The organism is Cytobacillus spongiae, from assembly GCF_021390075.1.
In genome coordinates, this window is the sequence record NZ_CP089998.1 from 45,280 (window position 1) to 62,040 (window position 16,761).

A 16,761-nucleotide genomic window follows, 5' to 3' on the forward strand; every position below is an offset into this window, starting at 1 on the left:
TATTCAACCTTGAATAAAGAGGCTCAGGTAAATCAATGTTGAAGTGATTCAACATGGAGAAACTAATACGTAGAATAATGATATTGGACCAGTATTTGATGTGGACTTTCATGCACTATTTTAAAAAGGTCATGTTTACAACAACTATAGGAGAAAATGTTTTTTTGTGTATCTGGTGAAGGTATATATAATAGAAAAAAACCGGTTTCTCTTTAGGGACCCGGTTTGTTTTTTATTTTATTGATTTCCTGGAGCAACAATGCATTTGTATATTGAAGGTGATGAATGGAATTCTCATATTTTGTTAGGGTATCTTCTACAGAGGTTGGTTCTTTATCGATTGCAAAGACTTCACCTTTCATTTGTCTGATGCTTTCCCTTACGCTTTTGAGGGCAGTGATATATTCTGTTTTATCCTGGTGTAGTTCTTTTATTTCCTGCTCTTTTTGTTGGAGAAACGATTCCTTATTCTTTTGGCGTTGATCTGCTTCAGAAAGTTTTTGTTTTTGAAAATGGATGATGTTTTTATAGTAGAGATCGGATTCTTTCTGGAGTCTGTGAGTTTCGTATAATTCGATTTCTGTTAAGTACAACTGGGTTTCTAATAATTGATTAATGTCCTTGAGTCGGCTTTTTTCATCATCGGCAAATGTAATATCCATCTCGAAACACTGAGTACTGTAATCCAACTTCTCTTTGAAATCCTTCAGAAGTTCTTCAAGTTGCCAAGAGTCGATTTCTTCTCTATATAATTGTTTCTCTGACATTTTTATCCTTCTCCATAAACATTCATTCTCATCTCTGAGATAACTGTTCTCTTCCTGTAATGAGAGAATCTCTCCTTGCTGCGCCTCTTTTCTTTGAAGTAAATATTCATTATGTTTTATTGAAAGCTTTACTTGAAGAGTATGTTTTTGGAGTTGTTCTTTAAGCTGGTTGAAAGAAGAACGGAGCTTATTCATTTCCTTTTCCTGTGAGGAGAGCAGTAAGTGATATTTTAATGTTTCTTGTTTCATTTCGGCTTCCTTGCTAGTAAGTTCCTGATTCCGGGTATCTATATAGGCTTGTAATTGACGATTTTCTTTTTTGAGGGCTTTATATTTCTTGGCGAGGTATTCGTCCTCCAATGTTTCACATTTTCTTTTGTACTTTTCCAATTCAGATTTATAATGGATGATCTGCTGCTGCAGCTGGATGGGGGAAAGTTGTCTCATGTCGACAGACTCCTTCTGCTGTTTTACTTATATGTATATGTAATCAGATGGATGAACGCTACGTGTCCATTGAAATAAGCCATGAAAACCTCCCAGTGTTTACATGGCTTTTATATTTATAATGAATATCATTGCAATGATAAGAAAAGCGTTTACGTTCGTCATATTCATTTAAAGAGTAAGCGTAACCTTAATGAAGCTTGTTTCTACAGTGCTTTATATGAATGTCATTTTTATAATGGTGACATGATTTCACATTTAAGGTGGAGCAAATTGTTTGGTAAAATATATTCCCCCTTTCCTTATGGTATATGATATGCCGGCTTTGATATTGGAGTACTGGCAAATGTCTATATGATAAGCCTATTTTTTTATCGTTTAAAACGACTATTAGTGTGTCTATTATTTATTACGGGAATTATTTGGAAAAAATAGGTATTTTATCTATACCATTTTCTTCCAAGTCCATAGGATATAGTGTGATAGAAATCTAATATTCATTTAAGGAAAGGAAGGATTTTTTTGAAGAAGCGTAAACAAATTAGGGGTTCCCAGACTCCAACACCAACGCCAACAGGTATTCCTTTGGATCCAAACGACTTGGCACCTGAATGTATCCGAGTAGACAAAGTTTATGACTGGGTATTCTTTGCGAACAGGTACGAAAACAAGAACTTTATTCCTGATGAAGCTTGTCGTGAAGCAGTCAGTGCGGCACTGGCGGCAGGTCAGAGAGTAGAGGTGCAAACGGCTCCAGTAGATCCATCTGACGTCAGTGTAACAGGTACCATCATTGAAAATGGAAATCCTGGAAAAGTTCTGATCGTGTGGACAGTACCAGTGGAAGTGACGATCCTAATCGATGGAGTAGCAGTATGTTCATTCACAGTCCGTACTCAATTCACTGATGAAATTATGCTTTGCGTACCTACAGGCATCACAAACGACAACTTAAACATCAGAGCGACACAAGTAATTGCGTCTTCCGGCGGTGTATTAATGGGACCGGATCCATTTGGACCAATGATCCCGTTAAAAGTCGTTCTATGTAAAGATGTTCAAGTTGAATATCCTGTTAAGCTTGAAGTACTGGCTAAATTCTGTTTCCCACGTCCAAATAATATTCCAGTACCAGAAGACAGACTTAAGTGTGATTTGAGCTTACTGCAATTCCCTCGTCAATGCCCAGGATTATTCCCGGTTGATAACTGTGAATGCCAGGCGACGGCCCTTGCAAGAAATGAAGATACAACGGCAACATTTGGCTCAGGAGCATCAGCAGATGAAGTAACCGGTCTATCCACTCTCAGAGCAGAAATTTGTCAGGAATGTTCACTGGCTGATAGCACATGGTCCTATTCCTTTACCGATACTGAAGTAGGCCCTACACCAACTCCAACTGGCACAGGATTCCAACCAGACTTCAGCTTTAATTTTGATCCATCTTCCATTGATAGCGTCACTTGTGGAGACGACTCATTGACAGCTGTAGGAGAAGGTATCCGTTACTTTGACGGAGCTCCTGAACAATTATTCTACGAATTACAGATTTTTACAGGACTACTGGGTCCTATCGCAGAAGGCTTCCGCTTGATCTTGAGAAACACAGCTAATGTTGTCATCTTTGATAGTGGAGTTGTTGAAGCGTTGGTAGAATTCGGTGAGTGTGATACATTTGGTGACCTGCTTAGTGGGTTGGATAGCTAATTGAATGAGGGAGAGAGGAATCTCTCTCCCTTTTTAACATGTAAAACAGATAATACATAAGATAATAAAAAGAAATCTGTGGGGGTGTATATGGGTGATAAAGGAGGAGAATGAAGCGATAAACATCACAGTCTATCCGAAATTCATGAATGACATTCAAATGCTATCTGAAGAACTTGAGTCTCTCTATAGTCATTATTCAAGGCGAATGAAGAGTGTGTCAGAGGAATTGTCCCGTGAAAGAGCAAAACATAAGGTGTATCAATTAGAGGTCGCGGAGAATCATCAAACCATTCAATTGTTGACAGAACAAATTGATTATTTACTTGTAGAGAGTGAATCAAAATATGAACGAAATGGAGGACAATTTTCAATTGAATCTGAATCAACAGATGAAGAAAGTAGTAGTTTAGAACTGGTATCCCTCACTGCTGGAAAAGAATTGAGGGAGGTTGATGAGCTTTTACTCCCTCCAGTCATCCCAGAAATAAGGGTATTGTATGAGAACACATATAGTTATAAAAAAACGATGATGGACAGAGTTAAAAATGAAGTAATCTCTATGTTGATCGAAGCCAATGAGTATTTTATATCTGATAACAAAAGGCCATTAGAGTTTGAGATTAATTCAATAGCCTATAAATCTCAGTTAGCATGGATAAGAAAGCAGCAGAGGCAATACATGAAGAGGAAAAAAGAAAGGTGGTATTCGAAAATGTGGAATTTTTTATGGGGGAAACAAGATTCTAATCATCCTGAGGTAATAAAAAAGCTTAATCTAATTGAAGAACAATTAGAATCGTATTCTGACCATTTTAATGAAGTAAAAGAATCATTGACTAAGAACAATGAAAGAGACGAAGCCACTCAGAATTATTTACAGAGAATGAGTGCCTTGCATGAAGAGCTAAAGAAAATTGAGATGCACTATGAGGATGAACTTCAGGCATTAAGGAATCAAATTGAAGAATTCAGACAAAGAGAAACAGATCTTGAAAAACAATTGAAGTTAATGACTGAAAAAAACACAGAAAAGCAGGAGGAAAAAAACCAGAGAGAAGCGGCGCTTGAAAAGGAATTGACTTTGCTTCGACAAAATCAGAAATCACAGTCCATTAAAAAAAATGATCTCTATTCTAAAATGAAGCGGCAAAGGGAAAAAGCAGACCAGGGGAACCCACAATTTGAAGAGTTCGGAAACCTACCCATGGCTCCTGAAGGGAAACGGACCATGTTTGATCCCAACAAATACATCCGTTGAATTTGAAAGGGGGGAAAAAAATGCAATCTAATGACCTAAATAAAATTTACAAACAGCAAAAGAGTGTACCCATTGGGATCAAAAAAGAACAAAAGAAGAAAATGGAAGCGAAACGAACAAAGTTTAGATTTAAGGGATGCGGGTGCAACGCCTAAAGAAAAAGTGTATATTTCAAAAAAATTAAGACATCTACTCATAAGGGAATGTAAGAAGGAACTTCCAAATGAAGCATGTGGATTTATTTCTGGTCATAGGAAAGTATGTAAACATGTTTGGCCGGCAAAAAACACAAACCCTTCTCCTTATACGTTCTCCATTGATATCGATGATCAAGATAGAATTATGAGTGAAATGAAAAAAAACAATGAAGAACCGGTGGGAATTTATCATTCTCATCCTTATGGAAAAGCAGTACCATCCACCGATGATATAAACCATGCCCCTAGTCAACCGGTTTACTATTTTATCATAGCAATAGGAAAGGTTAAGGCAGACATTCGATGTTATATAATTTCAAAAGGTAATGTGAAAGAAGTTCATCTCGAAGTTTTTGGTTGATTCAACCCCTAAAAAAAGAGTTCTGTCATAAAGCAGAACTCTTTTTTAATAATAATTTATCACAGCGTAAAACCTCAAAAACGATCCCTTTTCGTAAGAATTTTCATCATTTCTTCTTTTTTATTATAGGCTTTAAAATATTCCGTAACCATCTTATGGTTTTTAGAATAGTATGGGTTTGCTTCAGCTTTTTTTGTTGGATGCCATAAGTGATAAATGCCACCGGACAATCTTTTATGAGGACCACACATTGTATCGCAAGCCGCTACGAAAGCATCGTCCTCACCACCCCATCCTTTAAAACGTTCATCAAATCCTTTAACCTTCAAAAAGCATGCTTTTTGAATTAAATTTATTCCGCCCACAGGGACCGACTTCTGATTGTGTCGAAGTTTGCCATGTAAAATGGAGGTGTTTAGAGAATTGTTTGGTTTGTCATATATCCCTTCAGACATAGAACGGGACAAATCAAACACTTTGTTATAAGGAAGGACAAGCGGGAAATATGGAAGATGTTTTAAACCTGATAGGATGGTATTTTTGGGGCAAAGTATATCGGCATCTATAATCGCAATGAAATGAGTGTTAACCTTTTGTACTGCATTGTTTATTGCAGAGGACTTGGAGTAAGGATCATTTCCTTCAGTAGCTATAAGAATATCTGTATTAGGAAACAATGTTTTGTAGTAATGTCTTACAACTTTTAACGCTTTGTTTCGATAGGGGTCATTTGAGTAAAAAGGGATGATGATTGAAAAGTTAATCATCATAAGCACCTCCTTTCAACGAAAAAGATTAAAAGAATAAGAATAGTAACTCTATCAATTTTCATATATTATATCGATTATCGATCTCAATGTAGAAACAATTTAGTTAATCGCATGTACTTTCTTGTTCACTTCTATTAAATATGCTGTCTGTAACTCCATTGAACCCATCACTACATAGTACCATTTTACTAACACCCAAAAACAGTTACCTCAAATTGAGATCATTTTCTTTACCCTCTTATAATATGCAAAGAGAAATGAAATTGCCTGGACAAACATTTACAAGTTAAAATATCACCTCGGTAAATTAGGACATTATAATATTAAAAACCATTTCTTTATTACAAAAAGAAATGGTTTTCGTTTTCAAAATGGGATGTTAAAGTGTTTAAAATACCACTCATCATTTAAAGCCCGGCTTTTTAAATATTTATTTCTTCTTTGCTCCACTCCATCCTTAAGAACAAGGCGGTCAATTTTTTTGGCACTCCTGTGAACGATTAAATCCTTCGTTTTTTTAATTCTAGCTTCATTGAAATGAAGGTACGCCATTCGCAATAAGTTATAATACACTCCATCATAATCTACCTTGTAAGGGTGAGACTTCCTGAATAAATGTTTGATCGTCACGGATGGCTCACAGCTGCATCGATAACCGAACAACCAAAGCTTAATCGATAATTCTACATCCTCATGTCCCCAGGTCCTAAATCCTGTTTCGAATCCACCCACTTTAAAAAAGGCATCTCGTTTGATTAAGAAACACCCTCCTGGAATGACTGCGGTGTTGAATAACATTGGCTTTTTCTTATGCCATTGTATTCGTAAGCTGCTGTTTAACGTCTGTCCATATCCTACAATCTTCGGGTCGTCCATTGAAGCGATGGCAGGACAAACAACATCTGACATATTCAATCTGAGAGGTGTCAACAATTTATCTATCCAGAATGGCTCGAAAGATAAATGAGCATCACAAAACAGTAAATAGTCAGATGCAGTGTTTTCTGCCCCTATATTACGTGCAACCGAGGGACCGACTCCTTCCGTTTTAATTAACTTGACTTTGTTCTTAAAATGAGATTTTTCTATGAAATCACAACACCGATCTTCAGAAGCATCGTCAACTATAATCACTTCGTAGTCAATAGAAGTATTTGTGGAAAAAAGTGAAGTCAATGTGTTCTTAACGTTTACACCTTCATTTTTCACAGGAAAGATGATAGATACCTTCGTATGATCCATTTCCACGTCATTTTCTCTCCTTCACATAAATATTCATCCATTTATCTTATGTCAATAATTTCTGTTGGTGTTTTTTGGAATTCAAGCTTATGAGATTGCATCATAGATAGTCGACATGAATCATAAGATAAAAAGACCGACTAAGAACCAGGGGTGGTGAGCCAGTAAATGAAATTAAAGATCAATGATCAGGATTGGGGATCAGTTCCCGATTATTGTTTATCAGCCATCCAATTTTTTTGTGTGGAGAATCAATATCATTATCATTGGAACAAAGAAGAACAAACGGTGGAAGTGAATAGTTCCCTACACGGAAAGAAAGTATGGCTATCAGTGAACACATCGAATGAAAGCATAAATGAAAAGATAAATAAAAAAGTCAAAGAGGTATTAATTCATTATGGAATAGATATTGCATTTTTGGATAATTCAGAAGGGCTCAGTGAGGGGGATCTATTGATTGAATTAGTCTCGGGTAAAACAAAAAATGATAAACGGTTTGTTTCATTTGGATATAATGAAAAGCTGAATCCCATCAATGTAAAAAAGATTCTCTCGATCTATAAGGATGAACTGCAATTTAATGGGTATTATCTATTGCCTGAGAGCCATTCGATTCCCCACCTTAGATGTTCCATCCAGTGTAATGATGAAGAATTCTTACTGAATGAATCCCCTGCGATTTTAACCAACTGTGTGTTGAAAGTATTGCTTGGGAATCAGAAACCCACCTTACTTGATTTGAATGTTCTACATTTATTAAAAACAGCAGGTGAAGATGTTGAGGATTCGGGAAAAAACAGGGGAAAGCTGATGAAACCGGCTAGGAAAACCCAAATTGATGATAAAGAATACGAGGAGATCAAAAAACAAAAAGCGAAACGAAAAATACGGGAAGCAGAGGCGAAGAAATCTTCTGCTGAAATATATTTTGATTATATTGTCCTGCCTAACCGTAAACTGGAACGATATTCTATTAAAGCCGACTTGTTTATTAAAAATACGGGAAACACTGACTTATTGAATCCAAAAATCTGCTTGCGGATGAACCCTCCTGATAAGATTGAAATTGGAGGACAGATCCTTCCCCCTGAAATGAGTGATATTTTTTCCATTCAAGGCCAAAATGGCGCAGAGGGATGGAAGTATATGGGGGAAGACTGGCTGGAAAAGGCTTATGAAACGGGTGAGTATTGGATTGAGACCATTCAGGAATCCACCATTCCACCTGGTGAATCAATTATGGTAGAAGGGATGCAATTTACGCTGGAAAACCTTGAGGAACAGGAAACGTCTACTATACTGGGTTTTGTTTTATTTGAAGAACAAGGGCTTCAGCTTAATGCCAACAATACAATCAGGATTATCTTTTAGTCATAGAGAAAAGTTGCCATGGGATCTCCCGGGCAACTTTCTTTTATGATAAGTCATTCCCTTGTATTTTCATCACTTCGTGTGACCATCTTATCTGAAGAAGCTTTCAAACGGGGTTTGATAATATGTGTTTGACTTCGCTTCTGATTTTCTACCATACGTTTAAGTTCAAATAGATTATGGGTCATTCTGGAATTATGGTCACGGATCAAATCCACTTCTTCAATAAATTCTATAAACCGCTCTTCGACTTCTTGAAATTTCTCTATCAAGGCTTCATTCTGATGCAGAAAGTGAAGTTCTTGCCCCTGTTCTATTGCATCAATCCTCTCTTCCTGTTGTTTGGACCGTAGATCAACATCGGCAAATTGGCTGGAAAACCACCACTCATTCTCTTCAAAGTGCTTTTGATATTCGCTGATGAATGTTTTTATATAGAGCATTTTCTGTTTTTCTGCTTCAACCAATTGATCTTTTGCAAACTGTAATGAATCAAGAGTATGCTTTCTCTCGGACAATAGTTTTTCTAACTCTTCTGTTTTAGTTATCAGGTTATAAAACATTTCTTTTTTCGTATCTTCAGAATGAGATAATGCAGCATTCAAATCATTAATATGCTGTTGTTGACTTTGCACCTTCGTATTTAAGGATTGGTTTGATTGAAGCAGGGTTTGATTTTCATTCATTAATGTATTGTTTTCTGAGGTTGACTTGTCATGACTTTCCTGCAACTTGGACATGGAAAGCGAGAGGCTCTTGAGTTCATTTTCGGATTGAAGGAGTAATTTTTCAAGTTGATGAATCGACATGATCTTCTCATCAAGGAGTTCTTCCTTCTGGTGAAGCTGATGACGGACGGATTCGCTTTCTTTGTCCAGCTTGGATAAAGACAGTTCAAGGCTTTTTCGTTCCGTTTCAGTTTGCAGCAGTTTCTGTTCAATTTCATGAATCGTCCCAACCTTCTCTTGTACGATTTGATCTTTGGTGAGCAGTTGGTGATGAAGGTCATTTACTTGATGCTCAAGCTTCTCTTTCCATTCTTTAAATCTATTTCGATCCTTGAGAAGTTCTTCCTCAGAAACCCGGTTTACTTCTATTTCTTTGTTTAAATGCTCTATTTGCTGTCGTTTGGAATGGACGAGTTCTTTATAATGCTGGACCTCAGCATACAGATAACTTTCTTGTAGTTTTTTTATGAGTTGGTTTAATTCATCTATTTTTGAATGGAAGTATAATCTTTCTTGGTTTTCAATGTGATACATAGGAGTTTCTAGTTCATTCTTTGCTATTTGAATCTCCTCCCTGGGTATTTGTCTTACTTTACGTTATGCACCATTTGCATTGTAAGTTACTTGGATGGAAGCCCATTTATCCACGTATAGAGAATGTGTAAAACAAATTCCATCAATTAAGCGCCTCTATTGTATGTATCCTTAAAAACCTTTATACTGTTATAATGTGCAAGAGTGTTTTATTGTTCATTCTGCCGAATTTATAATAGAAGATAAACGGTTTGGTTATAGAGGTAGAAAGGGGATTTTTCATGAACGAAGAACAACGAAAATATGGACAACAATCGAAGTCTGTCACTCCATCGGACCAAAAATCCGAGAAGGATTACAGTAAGTACTTTGAAAGTGTCTATATCCCACCGTCGTTAAAAGATGCCAAAAAGCGTGGGAAAGAAGAAATAAAATATCATAATGACTTTACCATTGATGAGCGATTTAGGGGTTTAGGCAATGGTAAGAAGTTCTATATAAGAACGTATGGCTGTCAAATGAATGAACATGATACGGAGGTAATGGCTGGGATTTTCATGGCACTTGGCTATGAAGCGACAAATTCCACTGATGATGCTGATGTCATCCTCCTAAATACATGCGCCATTCGTGAAAACGCTGAAAATAAGGTATTCGGGGAACTTGGGCACCTAAAACATTTAAAGAGAGAAAAGCCTGAGCTTTTAATAGGTGTATGTGGATGCATGTCCCAGGAAGAATCAGTAGTTAATAAGATTTTGAAAACTTATCAGCAGGTCGATATGATTTTTGGGACTCATAATATTCACCGTCTTCCAAACATACTTTCTGATGCTTATATGTCAAAAGCAATGGTGGTAGAGGTATGGTCTAAAGAAGGGGATGTCATAGAGAACCTTCCGAAGGTGCGCCGTGGAAACATCAAAGCATGGGTCAACATTATGTATGGATGTGACAAATTCTGTACGTACTGTATCGTTCCATATACACGTGGCAAAGAGCGAAGCCGCCGTCCCGAAGAAATTATTCAGGAGGTTCGGCACCTGGCTTCTCAAGGATATCAGGAAATCACTCTACTTGGACAAAATGTCAATGCATACGGGAAAGATATCGAAGACCTGGAGTATGGTTTAGGTGATTTAATGGATGATCTAAGGAAAGTGGATATCCCACGCATCAGGTTCACAACGAGTCATCCAAGAGATTTTGATGACCATTTAATCGAAGTTCTTTCAAAGAAAGGCAATTTGGTTGAACATATTCATTTACCGGTTCAATCAGGTTCCACAGATGTCCTGAAGATCATGGCCCGTAAATATACCCGGGAGCAATTTTTAGAATTAGTACGTAAAATCAAAAAAGCAATGCCGGATGTCGCTCTTACAACAGACATCATCGTTGGTTATCCAAACGAAACCGATGAGCAATTCGAAGAAACACTGTCGTTATACAGAGAAGTAGGCTTTGAATCGGCTTACACATACATCTACTCCCCAAGGGAAGGTACTCCTGCTGCAAAGATGAATGATAATGTACCGATGGAAGTGAAAAAAGAGCGACTTCAACGATTGAATGATGTCGTAAAAGAATACTCTGCTGAAGCGATGAAGAAATATACCGGACAGGTAGTAGAGGTGCTGGTGGATGGGGAAAGTAAGAAGAATCCCGATATCCTTGCCGGTTACACCAGACGCAGTAAGCTTGTAAACTTTAAGGCTCCTAAAACAGCAATTGGCAAAATAGTGAAAGTAAAGATAACGGATGCCAAGTCATGGTCATTAGATGGGGAAATGATCGAAGAAGGCCGGATTGGTACAGAATTTCAAGAAGCGGTAGAGGTGAAATAATATGGCAAAGTATACAAAAGACGATATTATGAAGAGGGCAGAAGAGCTTGCAACAATGATTGCTGAAACAGAGGAAGTGGATTTCTTCAAACGCGCAGAAGCTCAAATTCATGAAAATCAAAAAGTACGGGAAATGATTGCAAGTATTAAAAGCTTGCAAAAACAAGCGGTCAACTTCCAACATTACGGAAAAACAGAAGCGCTGAAAATGGTCGAAGCAAAGATTGAGAACCTGGAAAAGGAAATCGATGCCATTCCGGTTGTTCAACAATTCAAGGAGTCTCAAACCGATGTGAATGATCTCCTGCAAATCGTAGCATCTGTTATTTCCAATAATGTGACTGATCATATTATTGAAACCACAGGCGGAGACTTACTCCGTGGGGAAACCGGATCACAGGTGAAAAATTCAACACCTGGCAGCTGTTCTTAATATAAGAAGGTTCGAGTCTGGTCCATAAATAGTAAAGGTCTCTGATGAAAGGATATTCTTTCATCAGAGACCTTTTTGTATGGGGAAAAACCTATTCTATCCTTCCGTCAATTGCTAATTATCGTCATAAAGGAAAAGAAAATCACATCATCATTTTCTATCCGGTGTACCGGTGCTTCAGGGAACATTCAATAGGTATTCGCATACAATACATTATCTCGCAACAATCCCATTATGTAATTAAATTTAATCGCACAAACACCTAGTTAGTCGCATAAGATGAATTGAAAATGAATGAGGAGGTTCGCTCGAATGGCAGAATATAGAGAGATTATTACTAAAGCGGTCGTAGCGAAGGGACGAAAATTTACACAGTCTCATCATACGATTTGCCCGCCGCATAATCCATCGAGCATTTTAGGCTGCTGGATCATCAATCATCAGTATGAAGCACATAAGGTAGGTAAGAAGGTGGAAGTTCACGGTTCGTACGATATTAACGTATGGTACTCTTATAATGACAACAGTAAGACAGCTGTTGTTACAGAAAGAGTAGAGTATACAGATTGCATTAAGCTGAAATACCGTGACCCTGATTGCTTAGATGATATTGAAGTATGTGCCAGAGTGCTGCAACAGCCGAATTGCTGCGAAGCGGTTATTTCACCAAACGGTAACAAGATCATTGTTCACGTCGAACGTGAATTCCTAGTGGAAGTTATAGGAGAAACAAAAGTATGTGTCCTTGTAAATCCTGAAGGTTGTGACGATGAAGACTGGGATTGTGACTTGGATGATGAAGAATTCGAAGAGTTAGATCCAGACTTCTTAGAAGGAGACGAAGAATAACGTTTACTAGGAAGACGGCCTCTTCCTAGTTTTTTCTTCTTCTTGGTTTAAAACAATTAGTGCATAAGGGATGGGAATCAGTACAAGGAGCATCTAGAAAGATGCTCTTTTTTTATTTGTAGAACCCAGCAAAGGGAAGGTATCAGAGAATAAGGTATAAACTTATGACAGCACAGGTAAGGGATGCAATCAGACCCGTCAGTATAGGTTTGAACCCCAACCTGACAAGGTCTCGTATTCTCACTTGCAGACCGACAGCCGCCATCACCATGATGATCAAGAATTTGGAAATGGTTTTCATGTACGTTTCGATCATTACTGGAATCCATCCAATAGTATGGAGTACGGAGACCCCCAAAAATAAGAAAACAAACCAAGGGAATGCCTTTAAGTATTGCGATTCACCATCAGTTCCGCTTCTTAGGATAAAGGGTAAACAAAACATAACAGGGATCAAAAATAATGTGCGTGCGAGCTTGACCGTTGTAGCAACATCTCCTGCTTCATCCCCAAATGCATAACCTACTGCCACGGCTGATGATGTGTCATGCACAGATGTACCCGCCCAAATACCGAACGATAATTCAGTCATATTGAGGAGGTGGCCAATGAAAGGGTAAGTGATAAAAGCAATCAGATTAAAGAATACAATGGTCGATAATGCATACGCAGTTTCATTTTCTCTGGCCCCGATAATTCCTTTAACAGCTGAAATGGCAGTGGCACCGCAAATGCTTGTGCCGATCCCGATCAATAAGCTCAGTCGTCTATCGACTCCAAGCCATTTACCCACGAAATACGTCACAGTGATCCCCAAGGAAACCGAAAGAAATATCACCCATAATGCCCTTTGTCCGATATGAAGGATATCAAATAAGCTCAACCCCACCCCTAGAAATACAATCGCCACTTTCAAGAGGGTTTTAAGGGTGAAATGTATACCAGGATTAAATGTGGATGGAATGCTGACGGTATTTTGGAGAAGGACTCCGATTAATATGGCAAACAGCATACTGCCGACGAGAGGGAAGAGTGATCCTAAACCTTTAGATAATAAACTGATTAATACAATGATGATAATGCCCCAAGCTTCTCTGGGAAGAAAGGACCTTTTATGTAAGTCATGCTGCAATGTCCAATAGCTCCTTTATGAAAAATCAACTAGTCATAAGTATAGTATAACCCCTTAGAAACGTGAACTCATAAGCACTAATCATTTTATTGTATGTTAAAATAGAATGGTTAAAAAACAAAACACCCAGTATTGAAAGGATTTTTTTTATGAAAAAGATATTAGTTCTGGCAGAAAAGCCTTCTGTAGGAAGAGATATTGCCAGAGTTCTCCATTGTACAAAAAAAGGAAACGGATATTTAGAAGGAAGCGAATATATTGTCACCTGGGCCCTTGGACATCTTGTAACATTAGCGGAGCCTGAAAGGTATGATGAAAGATATAAGTCATGGAACCTTGAGGACCTGCCTATGCTTCCTCCATCCCTGAATCTGGTAGTCATTAAAAAAACAGGTAAGCAGTTTAATGCAGTCAAAACACAAATGAACCGTCCCGATGTAAAAGAAATTGTCATTGCAACAGATGCAGGAAGGGAAGGGGAGCTTGTTGCCCGCTGGATCATCGAGAAAGCGAGAGTAAACAAACCATTGAAGCGGTTATGGATTTCATCCGTTACAGACAAAGCAATTAAAGATGGGTTCAGTAGACTGGAAGATGCAAAAAAATACGAAAATCTTTATGCTGCCGCCCAGTCAAGGTCTGAGGCAGATTGGTATGTGGGGATGAATGCCACCAGGGCTTTGACAACAAAACATAATGCACAGCTATCATGCGGACGAGTACAAACCCCCACTTTAAGCATCATTGCTCAAAGGGAAGAAGAGATCAGAAACTTCAAACCACAGCCTTTTTATGGCATTCATGCCGTAACAGAGCGTGGTGGGTTTATTTGGACCAATAAGAAGAATAGTGATACGAAGACTTTTTCTAAAGAAGAAATCAAGAAGGTTATGGAATCTCTGAAAGATAAAGATGAACTTACGATACAGTCCGTTAAAAAATCATTAAAGAAAAATTTTGCCCCTTCTTTATATGATCTGACTGAACTTCAAAGGGATGCTCATAAGTTCTTTGGCTTTTCTGCCAAAGAAACTCTGTCCGTTATGCAGAAATTGTACGAGCAGCACAAGTTGATCACTTATCCTAGAACAGACAGTAAACATTTATCCAGTGATATGGTCGCGACACTGAGTGACAGGTTAAAAGCTGTGAATGTACAGCCTTATCGTAAGATGGCCCATACTGCATTACAAGGCTCAGTAAAGCTATCTAAAGCTTATGTAGATGATCAAAAGGTGACGGATCACCATGCCATCATTCCAACGGAAGAGACACCATCATTGCAACGTTTACAAGATCGTGAAGGGAAAATCTATGATTTGATCGTCAAACGATTCCTGGCCGTTTTCTTTCCTCCTTATCAGTATGAACAAACCACTGTAGAAGCATCTTTGGGTAAGGAAATGTTTCAAACGAAAGGGAAGCGGATAGTTGAAATGGGCTGGAAAGAAGTATATGACTTTGATTCAGAGAAAGATCAACTAGTAGCAAAAATGGAAAAAGGGGATACGTATCGTATACTGTCTGTGAAAGAAACAGAAGGCCATACAAGCCCCCCGGGCCGCTTCAACGAGGGAAGCCTCTTATCTGCCATGGAGAACCCAAAAAGGTTCATGAAAGAAAGCAGTAAAGAACTTCTTGAAACGATACACGAAGCGGGAGGTCTCGGAACAGTCGCGACAAGAGCAGATATCATCGAAAAACTCTATAATTCAGGGGTTATCGAGTCAAGAGGAAAAGAAATTCACATCACTTCAAAAGGGAAGCAGTTATTGGATTTAGCGCCTGAAGAATTACAATCACCGACCCTTACAGCAGAATGGGAGCAAAAGCTAGAGCAAATCGCAAACGGCACCCTAAATAAAACAGCATTTTTGAAAGAAATCAAGGATTACACAAAGAAATCTGTCAGTGAAATTAAGAATTCCACAAAGAAATTCTCCCATGACAATCTAACGGGTACGAAATGTCCCGACTGTGGAAATCTAATGCTGGAGATTAAAAACAAGCATGGCAAGAAATTGGTCTGTCAAGACCGGGAATGCGGTCACCGGAAACATATCAGTAAAAAAACGAATGCACGCTGTCCGAACTGCCATAAACGCCTGGACTTAAGAGGGGAAGGAGAAGGACAAATGTTCACGTGTGTATGTGGGCATAGGGAAAAACTGTCAACCTTCAATGATCGAAGAAAAAAAGAAAAGAATAGTAAAGCAACAAAACGGGATGTAAATAAATATCTGAAAACACAGCAAAAAGAAGAGCCAGTCAATACCGCATTGGCCGATGCTTTAGCCAAATTGAAATTGGATCAATAATATAATGATAGGGAGGATTTCCTTTTTTGGGATTTCTCCCTATCTTTTTTTTATTTAAATTGATAGAATATTTTTAATTATAAGAAAGAGGTGAGCAGGGTGACTTCTCCATCAATTGTAGAATTCTTTGCATTCATAGAAAGAGGAGACATGGCGGCAGTAGAAAAGTCTTTAAGAAATGACACGAATCTGTGCAATGCAGAAAATGAATTGGGGCTAACGGCTTTAGGGGTTGCCGCCCATAATGGCCAACTTGAAATTGTCCAAGTATTATTGAATTTTGGGGCAGACATTCATTCTGTGTCAAATTCAAAAGTTGCCTGTATTCCCTCTAATACGGCCTTGCATGCCGGAATTGCTGGTAAGGCATCCAGGGAGCTGGTAGAGTTCTTATTAGATCAAGGAGCGAACGTAGATCAACCTGATTCATCCGGTTACACCCCTTTACATATTGCTGCCTTCGGCGGAAGTGAAGAAATCGCTTCTCTACTGCTGGCTCATGGAGGAAATCAAGAGAATCATCCAGGAAGTGAACGGTCTCCTTTGGAGATTGCAAGGGAGAAGAACAATAAAGAATTTCTTAAAGCTCATAAAGAATTTTTAAAGGGAAAAGTTCAATAAGTTGCTTTTCTTGGAGCGCGACTCACATAAGAGGGGCGCTTTTTTATTAGGATTGATCAAGCCTGGAAGGAACAACATTTGAGAGTCAAGGCGATAAAAAATCAACGTTCTCCCCGGTTGATGAAATCCCTTCCATTGTTTGTTCATCAAGGCTTGATGCAGTAGATTGGAAT

At 38.3% G+C, this 16,761-nt stretch carries 14 protein-coding genes; 9 read left to right on the forward strand and 5 right to left on the reverse strand.

Annotated features, from left to right (window positions below; translation table 11 throughout):
- Positions 1–212: 212 nt before the first annotated feature.
- Entirely contained in the window at positions 213–1,016 is an 804-nt protein-coding gene (locus tag LS684_RS20710; RefSeq protein WP_233811743.1) for a coiled-coil domain-containing protein, read from the reverse strand.
- A 720-nt stretch (positions 1,017–1,736) separates the two neighbouring features.
- On the opposite strand from LS684_RS20710, the gene LS684_RS20715 reads away from it, so the two are divergent.
- From LS684_RS20715 to LS684_RS20725, 3 genes are all read left to right on the forward strand, one after another.
- Positions 1,737–2,921, forward strand: coding sequence for a BMQ_0737 family morphogenetic spore coat protein (locus LS684_RS20715; RefSeq protein ID WP_169215927.1), 1,185 nt, complete (start codon positions 1,737–1,739; stop codon positions 2,919–2,921).
- A 94-nt stretch (positions 2,922–3,015) separates the two neighbouring features.
- Complete coding sequence (locus tag LS684_RS20720; protein ID WP_233811744.1) at positions 3,016–4,182, forward strand: hypothetical protein; 1,167 nt, start codon at positions 3,016–3,018, stop codon at positions 4,180–4,182.
- Between the two features lie 72 nt (positions 4,183–4,254).
- Positions 4,255–4,740: a M67 family metallopeptidase gene (locus LS684_RS20725; RefSeq protein ID WP_233811745.1), complete on the forward strand. Its 486-nt coding sequence runs from the start codon at positions 4,255–4,257 to the stop codon at positions 4,738–4,740.
- Between the two features lie 74 nt (positions 4,741–4,814).
- Here the strand turns inward: LS684_RS20725 and LS684_RS20730 are convergent, their stop codons facing one another.
- Both LS684_RS20730 and LS684_RS20735 read right to left on the reverse strand, forming a co-directional pair.
- On the reverse strand, positions 4,815–5,510 hold the full coding sequence (locus LS684_RS20730; protein WP_233811746.1) for a galactosyltransferase-related protein: 696 nt from the start codon (positions 5,508–5,510) through the stop codon (positions 4,815–4,817).
- A 366-nt stretch (positions 5,511–5,876) separates the two neighbouring features.
- Positions 5,877–6,752, reverse strand: a complete 876-nt coding sequence (locus tag LS684_RS20735; protein ID WP_233812127.1) for a glycosyltransferase — start codon at positions 6,750–6,752, stop codon at positions 5,877–5,879.
- Between the two features lie 168 nt (positions 6,753–6,920).
- Between LS684_RS20735 and LS684_RS20740 the strand changes: the two genes are divergently transcribed.
- On the forward strand, positions 6,921–8,126 hold the full coding sequence (locus LS684_RS20740; protein WP_233811747.1) for a hypothetical protein: 1,206 nt from the start codon (positions 6,921–6,923) through the stop codon (positions 8,124–8,126).
- A 53-nt stretch (positions 8,127–8,179) separates the two neighbouring features.
- Here LS684_RS20740 and LS684_RS20745 read toward each other — a convergent pair whose 3' ends face one another.
- The gene (locus tag LS684_RS20745; RefSeq protein ID WP_233811748.1) at positions 8,180–9,388 is read right to left on the reverse strand and encodes a coiled-coil domain-containing protein; all 1,209 of its coding nucleotides are present in this window, start codon (positions 9,386–9,388) and stop codon (positions 8,180–8,182) included.
- A gap of 281 nt (positions 9,389–9,669) precedes the next feature.
- On the opposite strand from LS684_RS20745, the gene miaB reads away from it, so the two are divergent.
- The 3 genes from miaB to LS684_RS20760 all read left to right on the forward strand — a co-directional run bounded on the left by miaB (position 9,670) and on the right by LS684_RS20760 (position 12,517).
- Complete coding sequence (miaB, locus tag LS684_RS20750) at positions 9,670–11,235, forward strand: tRNA (N6-isopentenyl adenosine(37)-C2)-methylthiotransferase MiaB (RefSeq protein WP_169215921.1); 1,566 nt, start codon at positions 9,670–9,672, stop codon at positions 11,233–11,235.
- A 1-nt stretch (position 11,236) separates the two neighbouring features.
- Positions 11,237–11,668 (forward strand): YlbF/YmcA family competence regulator, encoded by a 432-nt coding sequence (locus LS684_RS20755; RefSeq protein ID WP_169215920.1) that lies wholly within the window; start codon positions 11,237–11,239, stop codon positions 11,666–11,668.
- A 312-nt stretch (positions 11,669–11,980) separates the two neighbouring features.
- A complete protein-coding gene (locus tag LS684_RS20760) occupies positions 11,981–12,517 on the forward strand; it encodes an outer spore coat protein CotE (protein WP_169215919.1) in 537 nt (178 codons plus the stop codon).
- Between the two features lie 142 nt (positions 12,518–12,659).
- On the opposite strand, the gene LS684_RS20765 is transcribed toward LS684_RS20760, so the two are convergent.
- Positions 12,660–13,649, reverse strand: a complete 990-nt coding sequence (locus LS684_RS20765; protein ID WP_233811749.1) for a YeiH family protein — start codon at positions 13,647–13,649, stop codon at positions 12,660–12,662.
- A 149-nt stretch (positions 13,650–13,798) separates the two neighbouring features.
- Between LS684_RS20765 and LS684_RS20770 the strand changes: the two genes are divergently transcribed.
- Positions 13,799–15,967, forward strand: a complete 2,169-nt coding sequence (locus LS684_RS20770) for a DNA topoisomerase III (RefSeq protein ID WP_233811750.1) — start codon at positions 13,799–13,801, stop codon at positions 15,965–15,967.
- A gap of 99 nt (positions 15,968–16,066) precedes the next feature.
- Positions 16,067–16,588: an ankyrin repeat domain-containing protein gene (locus LS684_RS20775; protein WP_233811751.1), complete on the forward strand. Its 522-nt coding sequence runs from the start codon at positions 16,067–16,069 to the stop codon at positions 16,586–16,588.
- The last annotated feature ends 173 nt before the right edge of the window (positions 16,589–16,761 follow it).